At 58.8% G+C, this 18258-nt stretch carries 19 protein-coding genes; 4 read left to right on the top strand and 15 right to left on the bottom strand.

The features are described from left to right. Positions 1 to 30: 30 nt before the first annotated feature. The 3 genes from ACFFFR_RS05680 to hpaH are packed head-to-tail and all read right to left on the bottom strand — an operon-like array spanning position 31 to position 2434. Positions 31 to 792, bottom strand: coding sequence for a sulfite exporter TauE/SafE family protein (locus ACFFFR_RS05680; RefSeq protein WP_377458597.1), 762 nt, complete (start codon positions 790 to 792; stop codon positions 31 to 33). A 20-nt stretch (positions 793 to 812) separates the two neighbouring features. Further along, complete coding sequence (locus ACFFFR_RS05675) at positions 813 to 1664, bottom strand: HpcH/HpaI aldolase family protein (protein WP_377458595.1); 852 nt, start codon at positions 1662 to 1664, stop codon at positions 813 to 815. Then, positions 1649 to 2434 (bottom strand): 2-oxo-hept-4-ene-1,7-dioate hydratase, encoded by a 786-nt coding sequence (hpaH, locus tag ACFFFR_RS05670; RefSeq protein WP_377458594.1) that lies wholly within the window; start codon positions 2432 to 2434, stop codon positions 1649 to 1651. The genes ACFFFR_RS05675 and hpaH overlap by 16 nt, the downstream gene beginning before the upstream one ends. A 264-nt stretch (positions 2435 to 2698) precedes the next feature. Here hpaH and gdhA point away from each other — a divergent pair, with 264 nt between their 5' ends. Further along, complete coding sequence (gdhA, locus tag ACFFFR_RS05665; protein WP_377458593.1) at positions 2699 to 4045, top strand: NADP-specific glutamate dehydrogenase; 1347 nt, start codon at positions 2699 to 2701, stop codon at positions 4043 to 4045. Between the two features lie 26 nt (positions 4046 to 4071). Here the strand turns inward: gdhA and ACFFFR_RS05660 are convergent, their stop codons facing one another. The 4 genes from ACFFFR_RS05660 to ACFFFR_RS05645 all read right to left on the bottom strand — a co-directional run bounded on the left by ACFFFR_RS05660 (position 4072) and on the right by ACFFFR_RS05645 (position 7675). After that, a complete protein-coding gene (locus ACFFFR_RS05660; RefSeq protein ID WP_377458591.1) occupies positions 4072 to 4527 on the bottom strand; it encodes an acyl-CoA thioesterase in 456 nt (151 codons plus the stop codon). Then, positions 4524 to 5639 (bottom strand): App1 family protein phosphatidate phosphatase, encoded by a 1116-nt coding sequence (locus ACFFFR_RS05655; RefSeq protein ID WP_377458590.1) that lies wholly within the window; start codon positions 5637 to 5639, stop codon positions 4524 to 4526. The genes ACFFFR_RS05660 and ACFFFR_RS05655 overlap by 4 nt, the downstream gene beginning before the upstream one ends. 87 nt (positions 5640 to 5726) lie before the next feature. Further along, on the bottom strand, positions 5727 to 7157 hold the full coding sequence (locus tag ACFFFR_RS05650; protein WP_377458588.1) for an MFS transporter: 1431 nt from the start codon (positions 7155 to 7157) through the stop codon (positions 5727 to 5729). Next, positions 7154 to 7675: a MarR family winged helix-turn-helix transcriptional regulator gene (locus ACFFFR_RS05645; RefSeq protein ID WP_377458587.1), complete on the bottom strand. Its 522-nt coding sequence runs from the start codon at positions 7673 to 7675 to the stop codon at positions 7154 to 7156. Before ACFFFR_RS05645 ends, ACFFFR_RS05650 begins: the two co-directional genes overlap by 4 nt. Positions 7676 to 7827: 152 nt before the next feature. On the opposite strand from ACFFFR_RS05645, the gene ACFFFR_RS05640 reads away from it, so the two are divergent. Together ACFFFR_RS05640 and ACFFFR_RS05635 are read left to right on the top strand one after the other, a co-directional pair. Continuing rightward, a complete protein-coding gene (locus tag ACFFFR_RS05640) occupies positions 7828 to 8721 on the top strand; it encodes an inositol monophosphatase family protein (RefSeq protein WP_377458586.1) in 894 nt (297 codons plus the stop codon). Between the two features lie 85 nt (positions 8722 to 8806). Beyond that, positions 8807 to 9241 carry a pyridoxamine 5'-phosphate oxidase family protein gene (locus ACFFFR_RS05635; protein ID WP_377458639.1) on the top strand — a complete coding sequence of 145 codons (435 nt, stop codon included), beginning with the start codon at positions 8807 to 8809 and terminating at the stop codon, positions 9239 to 9241. 12 nt (positions 9242 to 9253) lie between these two features. On the opposite strand, the gene ACFFFR_RS05630 is transcribed toward ACFFFR_RS05635, so the two are convergent. Next, positions 9254 to 9664, bottom strand: a complete 411-nt coding sequence (locus ACFFFR_RS05630; RefSeq protein ID WP_377458584.1) for a DUF202 domain-containing protein — start codon at positions 9662 to 9664, stop codon at positions 9254 to 9256. Further along, complete coding sequence (locus ACFFFR_RS05625) at positions 9661 to 10056, bottom strand: YidH family protein (RefSeq protein WP_377458583.1); 396 nt, start codon at positions 10054 to 10056, stop codon at positions 9661 to 9663. The genes ACFFFR_RS05630 and ACFFFR_RS05625 overlap by 4 nt, the downstream gene beginning before the upstream one ends. A gap of 89 nt (positions 10057 to 10145) precedes the next feature. Between ACFFFR_RS05625 and ACFFFR_RS05620 the strand changes: the two genes are divergently transcribed. After that, complete coding sequence (locus tag ACFFFR_RS05620) at positions 10146 to 11243, top strand: VIT1/CCC1 transporter family protein (protein WP_377458581.1); 1098 nt, start codon at positions 10146 to 10148, stop codon at positions 11241 to 11243. A 215-nt stretch (positions 11244 to 11458) separates the two neighbouring features. Here the strand turns inward: ACFFFR_RS05620 and ACFFFR_RS05615 are convergent, their stop codons facing one another. The 6 genes from ACFFFR_RS05615 to ACFFFR_RS05590 all read right to left on the bottom strand — a co-directional run bounded on the left by ACFFFR_RS05615 (position 11459) and on the right by ACFFFR_RS05590 (position 18241). Beyond that, complete coding sequence (locus tag ACFFFR_RS05615) at positions 11459 to 12616, bottom strand: LOG family protein (protein ID WP_377458579.1); 1158 nt, start codon at positions 12614 to 12616, stop codon at positions 11459 to 11461. Between the two features lie 131 nt (positions 12617 to 12747). Further along, positions 12748 to 14223 carry an aspartate ammonia-lyase gene (locus ACFFFR_RS05610; RefSeq protein WP_377458578.1) on the bottom strand — a complete coding sequence of 492 codons (1476 nt, stop codon included), beginning with the start codon at positions 14221 to 14223 and terminating at the stop codon, positions 12748 to 12750. Positions 14224 to 14422: 199 nt separating this feature from the next. Further along, on the bottom strand, positions 14423 to 15589 hold the full coding sequence (locus ACFFFR_RS05605) for a M20 family metallopeptidase (RefSeq protein ID WP_377458577.1): 1167 nt from the start codon (positions 15587 to 15589) through the stop codon (positions 14423 to 14425). Positions 15590 to 15626: 37 nt separating this feature from the next. Continuing rightward, positions 15627 to 16304: a DUF1028 domain-containing protein gene (locus tag ACFFFR_RS05600; protein WP_377458575.1), complete on the bottom strand. Its 678-nt coding sequence runs from the start codon at positions 16302 to 16304 to the stop codon at positions 15627 to 15629. A 71-nt stretch (positions 16305 to 16375) separates the two neighbouring features. Beyond that, positions 16376 to 16786: a RidA family protein gene (locus tag ACFFFR_RS05595; RefSeq protein WP_377458573.1), complete on the bottom strand. Its 411-nt coding sequence runs from the start codon at positions 16784 to 16786 to the stop codon at positions 16376 to 16378. Then, entirely contained in the window at positions 16787 to 18241 is a 1455-nt protein-coding gene (locus ACFFFR_RS05590; RefSeq protein WP_377458572.1) for a 4-hydroxyphenylacetate 3-hydroxylase family protein, read from the bottom strand. Positions 18242 to 18258: the final 17 nt, after the last annotated feature.

Below are 18258 nucleotides of genomic sequence, written 5' to 3'. Positions count from 1 at the left end.
TCTATTGTGTCACCTTCTGCCCTTGTGGCTTTAGGCCCACACACCGGCGACCTGCAGAATTCCTTTGACCAACGCGGTCCCGGCACCGAGGAAGGCAATCACGATCACGAAGGTGCGCACAGCGGTCGGGCTGATGCGCCGTTCCAGCTTGCTGCCGGCCCAAATCCCGACGAGCATGGCTGCGAAGCAGGCCACCCACACTCCCAGTGGCATGGTGGGCATTTGTTCCGGGGTGGCGATCAGTTTGGTGATGAACGTCAAGGCGCAGATGACCACGAAGACCGGTTGGATGGTCGCCGCAAAGCGGACCGGATCCCAGCGGGATATCAGCGCGTACGCGGTCAACGGTGGCCCGCCGACCCCAGCCACCGCGTTGGTGAAGCCGGTCAGCAGGCCGGTGCCGGTGCGCAGGCCGGTGTTGTCGAAGGAGTTCGCCCGGGCCTGCATGAAGATGGCGGTCAACAGGCCCAGGGCCACAAACGCGCCGATGACGATGCCCATGGGGCCGGTCGGCAGGATCGCTGTGGCCCAGATGCCCAGAAAGCTGGTGGGGATGGCCGGGATGGCCAGCTGCCAGCAGCGGCGCCAGTCCACCCGGTCCCACACTTGCAGCAGGATCAGCAGCGGGGAGACCCCACCGAAGAGGTTGGTGATCATCACGCCCTCGTGCGGGCCTAGCAGAATTGCCAGAAAGGGGGCCAGCATGAGGGCGAAACCGAGTCCGGAGATACGTTGAGCGGCCGCGCCGATGACAATCAGTGCGACAAGACCAACGACCAAACCTAGAGACATCGGTGGGTGTACTGCTCCTTCTAGTAGCTGGCGCGTGGACCGGTTTCGGTCCCAGCGTCAGATTCGTTGAGGACGCCGCTGCGTGCGGCGATGACCTCGGCGGGGATGAACTCGTCGGCCAGCTTCTCGCTACCGCGGGCCAGGATCGCCACGTCTGCTCCGACAAGGATGAAGTCGGCGCCGTCTTCCAGGTAGCCCTTGGCCTCGAAGGGATCGAAGGCGTTGATCCCGACAAATTTGCCGGCGTTCTTGGCCGCTGCGAAGCATTTCTTCAAGGCGGCAACGACATCCGGGTGGCCTTGCTGACCGATCAGCCCCATGGAGGCCGACAGGTCCGAAGGGCCGCAGAAGATACCATCCACACCGTCAACGGCGAGGATTTCTTCCACGTTCTCCACCGCGGTGGCGGATTCGATCTGGACGAACAGGGTCAGGGTGTCGGAGGCGTTTTGCAGGTAGTTCTCCACCCGGTTCCAGCGGGCGGAGCGTCCCAGCGCCGAGCCGACACCGCGGACACCGCGGGGTGGGTAGTGCACGGCTTTGACGATCCGTTCGGCGTCCTCGGCGGTGTCCACCATCGGGACGATGAAGTTTTGGATGCCCAGATCCAGGTACTGCTTCAGCAGCACGGTGTCCCCGATGGGTGGCCGGACGATGGCGTGCACCGGGTAGGCGGCAATGGCCTGAAGCTGGGCGAGCAGGGTGCTTAAGGTGTTGGGCGAGTGTTCGCCGTCGACCATAATCCAGTCGATCCCGGACCCGGCACAAATTTCCGCGTTCAGCGCGGAACCGGAGCAGACCCACACGCCCACTTGGGGACGCTGCGCGGTCGCGTTCTTGAAGGGTTCGGGGAGGTTTAGACGAATCGGCATGTCACGGTTCCTAGCGGGCCGTAGTCGGCGTGGACGGTGTCACCCTTGTAGACCCACATGGGGCGGGTGAAGGAGCCGGCGAGGATGATTTCCCCGGCCTCAAGCACGTCTCCGTGTGGGGCGATCTTGTTGGCGAGCCAGTGTACGCCGGAGGCGGGGTGGTTGAGCACACCGGCGGCGACGCCGGTTTCTTCAATGGTTTCGTTCTTGGACAACAGGCCTGCGACCCAGCGCAGGTCTACCTCGTCGACGGAGACGGGGCGGCCACCGGTGACCATGACGCCCATGGCGGCGTTGTCGGAGATGGTGTCGATGATGGAGCGGCCTTCCATCTCAATCCGGGAGTCGAGGATTTCTAGGGCTGGTACCACGTATTCGGTGGCGCGCAGCACGTCAAAGATGGTGCAGTTAGGCCCGGCGAGTTCGTCTTTGAGCACGAATGCCAGTTCCATCTCAACGCGCGGGTGCGTGTAGGCGTCCCATTCCAGGGTGCACCCGGTCTCGAAGACCATGTCATCGAAGATGACCCCGTAGTCCGGTTCAGTGATGCCCGTGGCGTCCTGCATGGCCTTGGAGGTCAAACCGATTTTGTGGCCAACTTTTTTGCGGCCCGCTTCGATCTGACGCTCGGCCCAGATCTTTTGGATGGCGTAAGAGTCCTCTACCACCATGCCCTCGTACCGGGCGGTGAGCAGCGGGACGGGGGTACGGCTGCGGCCGGCCTCGTGTAATTCATCTGCAATAGCGACGTGGACCCTGTGGTCAAGCATCGTGACTATTTCCTCTCTTCTCCCTTGAGATCACGCGATCACCCGAGAAATCAAGGCACCCCGGGTGGCACGCACTTATATCCTACGCATGATGCAACAGATTTGCGCATGGCTGGCGCGTGCGTAGTAAAGTGGAACCATCGACTTAGAGCCGCAGCGGCGCGGATGGGTTCGCAAATTCTGTTGACCCTACGCACCAGTAGCGGCTTTCTTTTTGCCGTAGCTGGGCGACCAAACCGGCTATAGCCATGTGGAGGAGATTTTATGGACGCACGTCTGGCAAGACTTCGTGAGGAAGTTTTCCGCCGTAACCCGGGTGAGAGCGAGTTCCACCAGGCGGTTACCGAAGTCTTCGAATCTCTGGATCCCGTGGTTAACAAGTACCCGGAATACGCCGAGGCCGGGATCCTCTCCCGCATGTGCGAGCCGGAACGGCAGATCATTTTCCGTGTCCCGTGGATGGATGATCAGGGTCAGGTCCACATCAACCGTGGTTTCCGCGTCGAGTTCAACTCCGCGCTGGGCCCTTATAAGGGTGGGCTTCGGTTCCACCCGTCGGTGTATTTGGGCACCATCAAGTTCCTCGGTTTTGAACAGATCTTCAAGAACTCCCTGACCGGTATGCCCATCGGTGGCGCCAAGGGTGGTTCTGACTTTGACCCGGCTGGGCGCTCCCAGAACGAGGTCATGCGTTTCTGCCAGTCCTTCATGACGGAGCTGTACCGCCACATCGGCGAGTACACCGACGTTCCGGCCGGTGACATCGGCGTGGGTGGCCGCGAGATTGGCTACCTGTTCGGCCAATACAAGCGCATCACCAACCGTTACGAGTCCGGGGTACTCACCGGTAAGGGCGTCTCTTGGGGCGGTTCCTTGGTGCGCCCGGAAGCCACCGGTTACGGTGCGGTGATCTTCACCGAGCAGATGCTCAAGACCCGTGGCCTGTCCATGGACGGGCAGACCGTTGTGGTCTCCGGTTCCGGCAACGTGGCGATCAACGCCATCGATAAGGCTCAGGAGCTGGGAGCCAAAGTGGTCACGGCTTCGGACTCTTCCGGTTACGTCTACGACGAGGCCGGCATCGACGTGGAAACCTTGCGTCAGATTAAGGAAGTCGAGCGCGGCCGCATCAGCGAGTACGCGGTCCGTCGCGGCTCGTCCGTGAAGTTCGTTCCTGCCGGCGACGGTAAGGTCTGGGACGTGGATGCCACGGTTGCACTGCCGTGCGCCACCCAGAATGAGCTGAACCGCGATGATGCCAAGCACCTGATCAACTCCGGTCTGGTGGCGCTGGCTGAAGGCGCAAACATGCCGTGCACCGCCGACGCCATCGCCGCATTCCAGCAGGCTGGGGTGCTGTTCGGCCCGGGTAAGGCAGCCAACGCCGGTGGCGTGGCCACCTCCGCACTGGAGATGCAGCAGAACGCCTCCCGCGATGCGTGGAGCTTCGAGCATACCGCCGAGCGTCTGCACGAGATCATGACGGACATTCACGACCGTTGCTACGAAACCGCTGACGAGTTCGGTATGCCGGGCAACTACGTTGCCGGTGCGAACATCGCCGGCTTCGTGAAGGTTGCCGACGCCATGATGGCCTTGGGCGTCGTCTAAAGAATTACTGCGGCAACGGGAACGGCTTACACCAGATAAGGTGCGAGCAGTTTCCGCTGTTGTGCGTTAATGCGCTGGGGGCGACCCTCGTGCACGAATGCCAGCGTGGTGCTAGCGCGCACACATTCTTCGCCGGTGACGGCATCGGTGAAGGAATATCCCAGCACGACGGAGGCCCCAGAGAGTTTCTGCACCCACACGCGAACCGGGGTCGGTTCGTTCCGGTATTCCAACGGTCTGCGGTAACGAACCCGATGCTCGACAACTAAGACTTGGGTGCCCTCGGGGACGGCTCCGAACAGGTCGATCTCGGCTTCGATCCCAGCCGCACCCGTTCCTCCGGGCACACCTAGGGCAGCGATACGGGCTTCTTCCATCAACCGCACGATGTTCACGTTGTTGATGTGACCGTAGGCGTCCATGTCCGCCCAGCGCAGCGGGACGGTGACCTGCAGACCGACGTTCTTCTCGTCTTGGCTCACAGCTTCGGACCTGCCGTACGGGGCTGTTCCCTACTCGGGCTCTGATCCATGCTTGGTTCCAACACCGGATCCTGCTCGTCAACCGGAAGCAGTCCCAGCTCGATGAGTTGCTCGGACAGACGGGCACCATCGGGTGCGTAGGCCCACGGTGCCTCGGTCTGGAAAGCAGCTGCCAAGTCGGTACGCCCACCGGCGAGGACCGCTTCGGAAGGGGTCAGCTGGCGGATGATGATGGCCTTGACGTTATCCGGGTAGCGCTGGGCGAACTCCGAGTAGATTTCCGGGTCATGCTGACCGTCGTCACCAATCAAGAGCCAGCGAATGTTCGGGAACTCAACGGCGAGACGCTTCAGCTGCCGGATCTTGTGTTCGCGACCCGAGCGGAACCAACGTTCCTCCGTCGGCCCCCAATCGGTGAGCAGCAGGGCCCCATATGGGTAGAGGTGTCTGCGCAAGAACCGGCTGAGCGTTTGCGCGACGTTCCAAGAACCCGTGGATAGGTACAGCATGGGCGCGTGATCATCTTGGGCGTGCAGCAGGCGCTGGGTCATCACGGCCATTCCCGGGGTGGCTGAACGAGCATGTTCATCCAGCACGAAGGAGTTCCACGCGGCCAGCATGGGGCGTGGCAGCGCAGTCACGAGCACCGTGTCATCGATGTCGCAGACGATACCGCTTTGGGTGCCGTCGGCCACGATGTACACATCGGTGTGTGAGGTGACTTGGTCTTTGCTGATGAGCTCGACGCGATGCCATCCCGGTTCCATCTGTACCTTGACGCGCATGTCAATGATGCCGCCACGATCGGCTTTGAGTTGGTACGACTGACCGTTGATGATGGCCGTCACCGTGGTGAAAGGAGCAGTCGGAGAGGTGAAGTTCCGCCAGCCACGCACGCCGTCGGCGACAAGCTGGGCACGCCAGCGTCCATCTTCGAACCAGCCGTCCTTGGCCATGACTACGCGGGCAAAGATGCGCACCCATTGTTGTGAACCGTAGCCGGTAAAGGACAGAACGGTCTCGAGTAGACCCTTCTTTTGGGCGGATTTGTACCGCCACGCATGCCAGGAGTCCTCAATTTTCGCCGCGACATTAGATTTTTGCTGCACCATGGCATTTATTCTGCCCTATTGAGGTCACTGAACCTATTGTTGAGCAAGCAGTTTCGCCCATGGACAACGCCCCAAAAACTACGGGGTCTAGACGGTACGCCGGAGTGGGACTTCCTTGATAGCCCACGTGGCGAACATCCCGGGCAGCGTGATGAGCATTGTGATGAAGAACAGGGTGCCGGTGCCTTCGGCGTAGAGGGTGCGGGCCGAGGCTGTGCCGACGGCGACGCCGGCGACCTGCATGGCCATGACCGCGCCGAGGACAACGTTTCCGGTGGCACCGCCTAGGGTGCGGAAGAACGCGATCGCGGCGGAGGCCGCCCCAATTTCGGTGACCTTGACGGTGTTTTGAACCGCCAACATGAAGTTCTGGATGACCATGCCCAACCCGAGACCTTGCAATCCGATCAGTACACCGATGAGCCACAGTGGGGTGGCCTCGTCGATGAAAGAGAGGGCCAGTGAGGTGGCCGGCAGCAATGCGGTACCGATCACGAGGAAGATCTTCCAGCGACCGTACTTGGTAATGAGCATTCCCGCGCCAGTGGAGCCGGCGAGGTTGCTGAAGATCATCGGCAAGAGCATCAGCCCCGAAGCCGTGGGGGAAAATCCGCGCCCCAACTGAAAGTACTGCCCCAGGTAGGCGGGGATGCCGAACATGGTCACGGCCACCGACGCAGAAGCGATGACGGCCAGCAACGTGGTGCGCGAGGTGAGCATCTTCAGGTTCATGACCGGCTCTACAGCCCGGCTTTCAACGAAGATAAACAGAATGACGGCAACCAGCACAACGCCCAGCAGTATGAAGGTCTGCCATGACAGGAAAGGAAAGAAGTCCGGGTTGTTGACGAACGATACCCAGATCAAGAAGGTTGAGGCTGCCGTCGTCAACAAGAATGCGCCGAGATAGTCCAGCTGGACCTGCCGCCTCACGACGGGCAGTTTCAGGGTCCGAGCGATCACGATCATGGCGATGAGCGCGAACGGGATGCCGATGAAGAAGGTCCACCGCCAGCCGAATGCATCCACAACCAGACCGCCGATGAGCGGACCAGCCGCGGTTGCGGTCGCCATGGTGGCACCCATGTAGCCCGCGTACCGGCCGCGATTTCTCGGTGCGATGATCGTGCCCATGATGGCCATGGACAAGGCGGCGAGTCCACCCATGCCCAGACCCTGGATCACTCTGGCACCAATGAGCATGGCCATGCTGGTGGCGAAGAAGGCCACGATGGAGGCAATCATGAAGATGACAATGGAGATCTGGATGAGCCGCTTCTTGTCCATCAGGTCGGCCAGTTTGCCCCAGATGGGCGTGGAGGCTGCGTTGGCCAGCAAAGCCGCCGTCAGCACCCACGAGTATTCAGTCTGGTTTCCGTCGAGTTCGGTGATGATGACCGGAAGCGCTGTCATGACCACGTTCAACGCGAGCATGGACGCAAAGAAGGCTGCCAAGATGCCGCTGAGGGCACGCAGGACATCTTTGTGGCTCATCGGTTCTTCACTCTGCACGGTCATGCGTCCTCCTCTTCCTGTTGCATTGGCTGCGGGTGGGATGTGGGTTGGTCGAGAATGTCTTCCTGAAACAGCAGTACCTGGTCGCGGACTCGTTCCAGATATGTGCGAGCTTGTTCAAGGTCGGCCGTTGACCAGTCGGCAAAGATGCGGTTGAACAACGCACGCCGACGGTCAACTAGGGCTTGGATGACCCGTTCACCGTGCTCGGTGGTGCGGATCAATTGCGCTCGAGCATCCTCAGGATCGGGCGCCCGCTCAATGAGCTGCTCATCTTCTAGCTCGACAATTTGTCGGCTACACGGCCCCGGTCCAATCGCCAGATACTGCACCAGTTCGCGGGCGCGGATGGGTTGGTTGCGATAAATCATGCCCAACATGATCTGCAGGTGATGCGGCGGATCCTCCTGGCTGGAGTGGGTGCGGAAGAGAAAGCCTGTCGTCCGCTGCAGGGAGAACAGGGAGGAGAGCAGATCAGATGCGGGTTCCAAAGGTCCTGGCTCAGTTTTCTGCTCTGACATGCTCACTCCTTTTATCGACCCTAAGTTGACGAATAGTTGCTTGGGGCAACTATTCCCTGATGGATACTTTATAGGTGAAATGTCACCGACGCCAGCCAAGCACCGCACTGGGCCGACGTAGAGTCACGCGCGCGACGCATATACTGGCGATCATGAGCGCCGACCGCATTGAGCATTCCGTTCGAACACGACTTTTTCTGCTGACGACCTTTGAGGAAGTAGCCGCGACGATTCGCCAGCAGTTCCGCGGGGACGTCACCGCTCGACACAAAACAAATCCGCACGATGTTGTGACTGATCTAGACCAGCAGGTTCAACGCGATCTCGAGCGCAGACTTACGCACTATTTGCCGGGCTCAGCTGTCTTCGCGGAAGAAGACTTTCAAAATGTCCCCATCTCCGCGCTGAGTGGCGCGTTCTCTGAGGCCGTGAACGAAGATCAGGCCGTATGGATTGTTGATCCGATCGACGGGACCAGCAATTTTGTGCACGGGTTTCCTTTTTTCGCGATCTCCGTGGCGCTGTGGCAACACGGCGAGCTCGCCGCTGCCGTCGTGCTAAATCCGATCAGCCAGGAAGCATTCTCCGCTGACCTCACGCGGGCCTACCGGCACAGCCCAGAGTCTGCTGAGCAGGTCTTAGCCTCCTCGCCAGGACGCGAACAAGCCCGCGCCGCCCTGTCCACATCGCATCCTGCCGCTGAAGTCTTGAATGAGGACGCAACCAAACAGCTTGCGATTTTCGCAGACCTGGTGACCGGGTTCGCGACGGTGCGCCGTCCGATCTGTGCCTCTTTGGAGCTGTGTTATGTCGCTGCCGGCTACTCCGATGCAACCCTAGCGGTTGATTCAAGGCCGTGGGACGCCGCGGCCGGAGCGCTCATCGCTCAACAGGCGGGAGCGACGTTGCACCCGTATTGGTATGGCCCGGCACTACCCCAGCCTGCTTTCGCGGCACCGTGCTATATCGCTTCAGCGAAGCCTTATCCCCTGCTGCAAGAAGCTGCCGAGCGGATCGCTTTGTTGCGCGCTGAGGCCGAAATGTGACACCGGAAAATCAGTCTGCAGCGGAACCTGCAGCGACCGCGTTGATTACGGTGACGGAACGCATAAGAATAAAAGTATGGCCGAGATGATGTTTGAACACGCTGAAAACGAACCGATCCTAGTACTCAATGATGAGCAATGCTGGAAGCTGTTGGAGCACACCAAGCATGGACGCTTGGTGCTCACCGCTGCCGGTGAAGCAGACATCTTCCCTATCAATTACAAGGCGTCCGAAGGCGCGATCTACTTCCGCTCGGGCGCCGGCACTAAGGTTGCCGAGCTCACGGTCAACGATCAGGTGCTTTTTGAAACCGACGGGATTCTCTCTGACCAAGCATGGTCCGTTATTGTCCGTGGTACCGCTGAAGTACTTGAGACCGCATCGGACATCGAACACGCTCGCAAGCTGGGGATCTCCCCGTGGGTTCCGACGGTCAAAGACTTCTACGTGAAGATCACTCCGACCTCGGTCTCTGGCCGCCACTTCCAGTTTGGTCAGCACCCCGAAGCCGAGATCTAAACAGGCACAGTCTCAGGCGTACAAGAGTGTGAAGACCATGATGGCGAGCACACTTAGCGCCATCGCGACGATGAGGCCCGTCAGCGCAACGACGGCCCAGACGTCGGCATGCACTCGCTCAACGGCAATGCCCAAACCCTGTTTTTGGTAGCGAACCCGCTGGGTCGCGTAAATGGCTCCGGCGGTCAGCATCGCGGTACCTAGCGGGATGAGCACCCACGCCCCGTGGTAGGGCCACCAGCGCAAGTACAGGCAGCTGACGACTGCCAGGGCCATCATGGTGCGACCCCAGCTCATGACGGTGCGTTCCGGCTGCAGGCCGGGATCCCGGTGTGGGCGGTGGCTTGAACGGTGTTGATATAGCCGGTACTGGTAGGCCAACACCCGGCGCATGCGGCGCGAGCGTTGAGTCATGTTGGTCATGAGAACCAGCCAAAGAGGAACATCAGGAAGCCGAGGATTGCACCGGCTAGGGCCAGAGTGATCAGCGGGACGAGCACCGGCAGTGGCAGAGCCCTGCGGTGGCGCAGCGCGCGTTCCACTTGGAGCCATCGCATGGCCGAAACGATGGCCATCATCAACGCGAGAATGGCCAGCGCGGCACCCAAGAACAGGCGCATGCTCGGGCTGAGCAAATGCTCGGTGAAGCCCTCGATGGCGATCGCGCCGGCAACCAGCGCCAGCGAGGTTCTGATCCAAGCCAAGAAGGTACGTTCGTTGGCCAAGGTGAAGCGTGGATCCGGCTCATCGCCGCCGGCCAGCAGCCGTCGAGCCATCTTCGACCGTTCAGGTTGCTGCTGAGCTTGCGCGGCCATACCTTACTCCTTCATCCCGTTGAACACTTGCTTAGTTTAGGCCACCGCTGGCAACAAGATAAACTGGTTTCCGGCCAGTGGAGAAAGGGTTGTCTGTGACCACGTCAAGCGCGCCGAGCAAGGACCAAATCAAGCGTTGGCGCCGGTATCTTGCCGATGAGATCGCCGAGGGACAGCTCTATCAAGAACTCGCGACCCGCAAGACGGGTGAAGAGCGGCAAATCCTGCTGGGCTTGGCCGAGGCTGAAAAGCGTCACCAACTGCATTGGCGGACCCTGCTCGGCGATCACGCCGAACCGATGCCCAGGCCTTCGTTTTACCGCACGTTACTGCGCTGGCTAGCTAAGATTTTTGGTTCTGTCTTCGTGCTGGCGCTGGCTCAGCGTGCCGAATCCGACACCCCTTACGTCAAGGAAACTGACGCAACCCGCCGGATGGCCGCTGACGAAGCCATCCACGAAGAAGTCATTCGTGGACTGGCCGCCCGCGAACGCGAGCGCCTCTCCGGGAACTTCCGTGCCGCCATCTTCGGCGCCAACGACGGCCTCGTGTCCAACCTCGCTCTCGTTCTGGGTATTGGTGCGACCGGTGTTTCCCAGTCGATTGTCCTGTTCTCAGGCATTGCAGGCTTGCTCGCCGGTGCTATGTCGATGGCCGCCGGAGAGTTCGTCTCGGTCCGGAGCCAAGACGAGCTCCTTGACGCGGCTAAACCCACCCAGGTCACGCTGACAGCGGCCCGGCATGTGGACCTGAACGAAAACGAGCTCTTCTTGGTCTACAAGGCCCGTGGCATGAGCGATGAGGATGCCCGGCATCGCGCGCTGGAGCGGATTGGGGTCTTCAATTGCGACTGTAATCCGACTCTTTCTTTAGACCCTGCCGAAGAACACGTTGATGAGGCGGAGTCCCGTGACAACGCTCGTGGCGCGGCGATCTCCAGCTTCCTGTTTTTCTCCGCCGGTGCGATCATCCCGGTGTTGCCCTACATCTTTGGTCTCAATGGACTGCCAGCTATTATCTGGGCCACCGTTCTTGTGGGGCTCGCGCTTCTGGTCACCGGCGGGATCGTCGGCGTGCTTTCCGGAGCTTCCCCGTTCTCTCGGGCCCTGCGTCAGCTTGCCATCGGCTGGGGCGCTGCCGCAGTGACATACATCCTAGGACTGCTCTTCGGCACCGTGCTCGGCTAGCCAGCGTCTTGGAGCGTCACAATTTAGCCAAAACCGGTCGAATGCAATAATTTCGATTCATCACCTTGCCGACCTGCTTGGTCGGGCCCCTTAGCAGGAAAGCGAGTCGCGCTCATGACCGGATTCATCATGTAAACGTTGATGGGAATCTTGGGCATCGTCTGGACCGTTCGCGGGATAAAAGAGATCAAATCGCTGCGGGGTAAGAAAAACTCCTAGCTCCTAGCGTCTCTTTCTAGCGCCCTGCTCGAGCGACGTTGGTGGCGGCGCACCAGTGAGAGTGCAGATTCCGCATCATCGACGAGATGCACATAGTCTTCCATCGGTGTGTCTTTAGCCAACGCTGTGAGTAGCTGCCAGACGGGGTACCGCTGTCTCCAGTACTCACTGCCCACCAAGATCATGGGCGCCAACTTGCTTGTCGGTGCATAGTAGTTCTCGCAGGCGTCTTGGAAGATCTCTTGGATGGTGCCGGCTGCCCCTGGCAGGAAGACAATCCCTCCGCCACATTTTTCCAGCAAGATCGCTTCCCGAATCGCGTTGGTGAAGTACTTGGCGATCGTGTTCGCAAAGACGTTAGGTGGTTCGTGCCCGTAAGCCCAGGTGGGAATACCGAGGCTACGGTTTTCTCCGCTCTGCGGGTACGCCTGTCGCAGTCGCATGGCGTTTCTGGCCCACAGCGTAGGGTTGTCGAACTCGCCGGAGAAGTCTGAGAGTGCCGCCCGGAGTTCTTCTGGAGAAAGTCTGTAAAGGTACGCGCCGAGGTTAGCTGCCTCCATGCTGCCCGGTCCCCCGCCGGTGGCGACGGTGAACCCGGCGTTGGCCAGCAGGTGGCCGAGTTCGGCTGCGAAGGCGTAGTTCTCGCTTCCTCGCACGGAGCTGTGCCCGCCCATGACTCCTACGAGGCGACGATTCTCCGGGTGTGCACGTTCGAGCGCGATATTGATGGCGTGATCGTGCAGGCTGACCGCGAGCGCTGCATTCGCACTCTCCGGGTGATCTTCGGTGCTCCACGCATAGATTTGGGTGTCGGGGACGTGCTCGTATTCTCTGTCGTGGATACCCTCGAAGAGTTCTTCAGCCGTATACAGCTGGGACCGGTAGGGGTCAAAGGGGAAGGCCGGCAGTTTCGGAAAGACGAGGGCTCCGGCTGCTCGGAGCGATTCGTCGTAGCCTGCCGGAAGCTGACACTCCGCAAACAAGGCACCTCGAGGGTCGAGCGCATCCAGTTCGGGCGCTTTTTCACGCAAGTCGACTTTGAGGATGTGCACCCCGGCGAGCTTGTCATCGAGGAGCCGGTCGAGCAGGGTTTCGAACTCCGAAAGAGACTCAACGTGCTGGATGTGTTGGGCTCGGTGAACAGGACGGACCATAATGTCAGCCTAAAACATCCGCGCCATGATCTTGGCGATTTACTCGGTAGCGCGACATCGGTGAAAACAGGTGGCGGGCCCGTCCCTACCCGAGACGGACCCGCCACTATGTCGGCTTGAAGGAGCGAGTGCTAGTTGTTCACTTTGATCACCGGCAGGGATGAGGTGTCCATGCCGGGCTCGCGCGTCTCGCTGGACTCGAGCGGCTGGTTGCTGACGAGCCGGTCGGGATGGGCCAGAATGTCGTCGACTTCGGCGCGGGACAGGTAACCGAGCTCAATAGCCACCGTTGGCACATCCTTACCGGTTGCGCGAGCCTCTTTGGCTACGTGGGTTGCCCGCTCGTACCCGATGAATGGCACTAGGGCGGTCGCCAACCCAACGGACTGGGTGACTTTGCGCATCAGGTTTTCACGGTTCGCGCCGATACCGCGCACCGTCTTGTCGGCCAGGGTGACCGCTGCTGCCGTGAGCTGGTGGACGGACTCGAAGAGCCCCTTGGCCATGACTGGTTCGAAAGCGTTGAGTTGGAGCTGGCCGGCTTCGGCCGCCATCGTCACCGTCACGTCGTTACCGATCACGGCATAGGCCACCTGGTTGACCATTTCCGGGATCACCGGGTTGACCTTACCGGGCATGATGGAGGAACCAGCTTGAACCGGCGGCAGGGTGATGTCCGCCAGCCCAGCTTGTGGGCCGGAGGAGAGCAGGCGCAGATCGTGAGCAATCTTGGACAGCTTCACGGCGATCCGTTTGAGGACGGAGGAGTACTGGACTAGGGCGCCCACGTCCTGAGTGGCCTCAACCAAGTTGTGGGCACATTCGACGGGAACACCGGATAGATGGGCCAGCTCCGCTACCGCAGTCTCTGCGAATTTCGGGTGCGCGTTCAGGCCGGTGCCGATCGCGGTACCACCGAGGTTGACCTCGGTCAGCAGCGTCATGGTGTGCCGCAGCAGGCGCTCGTCTTCGGCCAGCATGATAGCGAAAGCCTTGAACTCTTGGCCCAATGTCATGGGCACTGCTTCCTGCATCTGCGTCCGGCCCAACTTGATGTAGTCCTGGAACTCAGCTGCCTTCTGGTTGAACGCGTCTTCTAGGTAAGCCAGTGCGTTGAGTAGTCGTGAGCTACCCAAGTAAAGACCGACGCGCAATGCGGTTGGGTAAGCATCATTAGTGGACTGGCCCAAGTTCACGTGGTCGTTCGGGTGCAGGAAGCCATACTCACCCTTTTCGTGGCCCATGATCTCCAGGCCAAGGTTGGCGACGACTTCGTTGGCGTTCATATTTGAGGAGGTTCCGGCGCCACCTTGGATCAGGTCGATCACGAACTGATCGTGCAGTTCTCCATCGCAAATCCGTTGGCAGGCAATTTCAATGGCGGAGGCACGCTCGGCGCTGAGCAGCCCTAGCTGGTGGTTGGCACGGGCCGAGGCCGCTTTGACGTAGGCCAGCCCGTTCACCAAGTCTTCGTAGTGTCCGATAGGCACACCGGTGATGGGAAAGTTCTGCACTGCGCGCAGGGAGTGCACCCCGTAGTACGCATCTGCTGGGACTTCTGCCGGCCCCAAAAGGTCGGATTCGATGCGCGTTTTTTGGTCAGTCATGATCGCTTCTGATTTTCCTGAAGTAAGTAGCAAGTTTCTGTCCTGTCAAGCTTAGCTGTCATGGAACCCCGACTTTTAGGGTTCGAGCATAAGGTTTACTAACCCATCCATGGGGTTTCGTTTTCTCTTGTCTGCAGGTTTCTTAACTGAATCAGGGAGGCATTCCACCTCCCTGATTCGTTTCCTCGTCTCGTCGGCTTTACCGGCTCATGAGCCTTTGACGAACGGCATCGTTCGTAGCGACGTCAACGCAGGTCATCGCCATGGCCTTGGCGGCGTCGGTCAGGGCTTGATCTGCTGCGGACGTGATGCAGTGAGCAGCAAACTCTTTCTGATGGTTTACCGCAGTTCCCGAGTCGATTCCAATGTAGGGGTGGATCGAGGGGATCTCGTAGGACACATTTCCCATATCTGTTGAGGCCCGGCTCATACGGGTCATGGGATCGGCGGGATCGGCAAATACGCGGCCGATTGATTCTGCGTTGTCGATATAGAACCGAAGCATGTCCTCATCGGTCCGGAAATCTGAGTATGGCTCAGATTCCTCCTCGATCTTCAGCTCGCAACCGCTGGCCAACGCTCCGGCCTCGAAGCAATTGTGCACTCGTTCAACGGTACGGTCGAGCTCTTCCATCGAATTTGCCCGAACGTACCAGCGGCCCTCCGTGTTCTCGGGAATGGCGTTCGGCGCTTCCCCGCAGACAGTCATGACCCCGTGAACACGAATGTGATCGGCTAGTTGTTGACGCAAGAGTCCAATTGAGACCTGAGCGATGGTAAACGCATCGGCAGCGTTTTGCCCTTGGTCAGGATAGGCCGCAGCATGCGAGGCTTTACCCTTGTATTTCACGTTGTGGTGAACCACCGCATACGGGTTCGCACGAGCAACATCCCGGGGTCCAGGGTGCACCATCATTGCGCAGTGCAGGCCATCGAATCCGTTCTTCTTGAGCAGCTCTATTTTTCCGCCGCCGCCTTCTTCTGCCGGTGTACCAATTAGGGTGACGGTCGCATCCAGCTCATCGGCGATTCTTCCCAGCGCTAGTCCGGCACCAACCGAGGATGCAGCGATGATGTTATGCCCACAGGCATGGCCCAATCCTGGAAGTGCGTCATACTCAACGCAGACGCCAAGGTTTAATGAGCCTTTCCCTTTGGCCGCCTTGAAAGCGGTAGGAAACCCGCAATAGTCACGCTCTACCGCGAAACCCTGTTCTTCCAAGAGCTGGCAGATTTGTTCTGCGGATTTGTATTCTTGCCACGCGATTTCAGGGTTTGCATGCAGCCAATGGGACAGATCAATCAGCAGTGCGGCATCTTGATCGACCGCGTCAATCACGGTTTGCTTTAGCGGATGTTGTTCCACGTACCCCTCCCCTGTGGCAGGTTTCTCAGCTGTTCGATCACTCATCGCCAGGCACCCCGTAGGAGGGAGCGTCAGTAGGATCAACAGCACGCGTCTTATAGGCCGCCTTCTCAGTTTTCCATTGTTCCCACAGTTCCTCTAACGCACCGATGGGGTCAGTCTCGTGCCAGTCAACCCGTAAATCAGTCACGGCCCATGGATATTCTTCAAGAACCTTGATGCCAACTGAATGTACTGGACCTTCTTCTCCTCCAGCATCCAACCCTGCTCGAATACCAGCTAAGAGTTTTTCTTCGAGAAAATCACTCGAGCACTCGTTGAATGCACGCATCATCGCTTCAGGAACAGTTACCGTTGATAGCAAATTCCCGGCTGCAACAGCGTGCTCACCTTCTACCACGTTGTGGGTGCCTAACGTTCCTGCTCCGGAAAAATGGGCTGTCCTTCCCCGAGTATCAACTACCGTCAGTTGTCGATACTCAATGTGCGGAGTCCCATTTGTGACCTTTTGGATTGCCTCTTCCGGAGTACTCCCGTTTTCAAGAGCATCCAATAGTTTTTGACCAAGCTGGGGGTCTGTAACATTCTGGCTTGCTGCTGCGCCTACGCCACTCCTCAAGTGAATACATCTAGCTGCAACACATGGGCTGGAGGAAGTTACTACCATGCCGACTGCTCCGGATGTCGGATCGTGCGCAATGAGTGAGAAAGTCATGTGGATCTCCTAAACAAAGTGGTGCGATGGGCGCCCTATCCCAGCTCAAAAGCCGGGATAGGGCAGCAGGTTTACTCTGGGATGACAGCGGTCGCATCGATTTCAACGACCCATTCAGGCCTAGCTAGTCCATCCACGATGAGGCCGGTAGAACAAGGAAAAACACCTTTGAGATACTTTCCCATTTCCTGATAGACCGGTTCTCGATAGCGAGGATCGGTAAGATAAACGACAATCTTGACGATGTCCTCAAGCTTGCTCCCCGCCTCTTCAAGGAGCATCTTGATGTTCTCCATCGCCTGTTGGGTCTGTCGACGGACGTCTCCGACTCCCACCGATTCGCGGGTTTCGAGGTCCTGGCCGATTTGGCCACGCATGTAGATGGTGTTTCCTGCTCGAACTGCTTGGCACAAATCGTTGTCGAGGTTTTGCTCCGGATAGGTTTCTTTGGTGTTAAAGGGCCGGATTCTGATGTGTTCCATTTAGCGACCTCCGTTCACTTTGTCTGAGAGCTCGGCAGCATCTTTGACTAGGTCCAGGGGGCCTTCCCAATCGAAATTCCGGTAAACAGCCGCGGCTTGAGCATACGGGGGTGACTGCGCGAAGAGCTGGAAAGTCAGTCGGTGGCCTGCATAGTCGGAATTCAACAAGTCACGCGCAAAGGCCAGTAGCTTTCGACGGTCATCGGCAACCCAGTTTTCGTTAATGGAATAGAACTTATCCAGCCATTGCCCCGCTTCTGGATTGTCAAAGGTTGCCTTGTCCGGGGTAATGCAGATCTGTCCTCCACAAAGCTCACGTGCCACGTGCATCATTTGAGGCAGGTTGTTAAGGGCAAAGACACGACCTGTCATGAGCAGTGACTGGTTAGGCATCAACAATCCGCCTGGTGATTCATGGGCGTTCAGGATAGCTGCAGAAAGGTGCGCATTGATGCCCTCACGGTAACTAGCCAGCTGGGCAAGTTTTTCCTGGACGGCGGGGTTGTTCTCCAATCCGGTCTGTTTTACGTTCCAGAGTGCTGAGCCGATCATCAGATCTGCCATATGCAGGGTTCGTTGCACAAACGGGAGTGCAGAGTAGCGGTGCAAAGTCTGACGAATGAACGCGGCAGCCTTGGTGTGCTGATAAAAGAGCACGTCTTCCCATGGAATTTCTACGTTGTCGAAGACAACCAGTGACTCAACTTCGTCGACACGATTGGAAAGCGGATAGTCCTCTGCAGGTGCTTTACCTGCGAATCCGTTACGGCTGATAAATTTCAGACCCGGGGAGGAAAGGTCGACCACAAAGCCAACTGCATAGTCGGACAACGTGTCGTTGCCCCAGTTCGCAATTGTTGGCTTGGTGAAAGCCTGATTCGCGTAGGCAGCAGCCGTCTCGTACTTCGCGCCGCGAACCACGATGCCGTTGTCAGTTTCTTTCACGACATGCAGCAGCATGTCAGGGTCTTGTTCCTGAGGCGGTTTGCTTCGGTCGCCCTTAGGGTCGGTATTTGCCGAAATGTGGAAAGTATCAGCGGTGATAGTCCGATTGATGTGACGCCGAATATTATCTGAAAAGCGCGGGTCTACCTCGTTGAGGATGTCTTGTCCGTCAAACAGTGACCACATCTCGCCAATCGTTTCATCACCGACTCGCGTGACAACGCCACGTACAGCTTTTTGAACCTCTTCGGCTGATTTTCGTTTATCCCACCAGTCTTGTTGCGTTTTTGGCAGTTTGTTCGCGATTGCTTGCGTTTCGCCTTGATCATCTTGATAGGTCATCACGTCTTTGTGAGCCTGATCGTGAGCCATGTCGTAGATCTTCGCTCTCGCATCTACGACCGGCTTGAACATGGGGTGTGTGGTGACGTCATCGACTTTTTCGCCGTCAATCCAGATCTCTCGACCATCGCGGATCGATTCCCGGTATTCATCGCCTGTACGGATCATTATTTAAAACCTTCTCT

Origin of the sequence: Micrococcoides hystricis (assembly GCF_042434215.1) — a bacterium.
Lineage (GTDB): Bacteria > Actinomycetota > Actinomycetes > Actinomycetales > Micrococcaceae > Micrococcoides > Micrococcoides hystricis.
The sequence above is the reverse complement of the archived record's forward strand: the minus strand, read 5'-3'. Positions and strand labels throughout refer to the sequence as shown.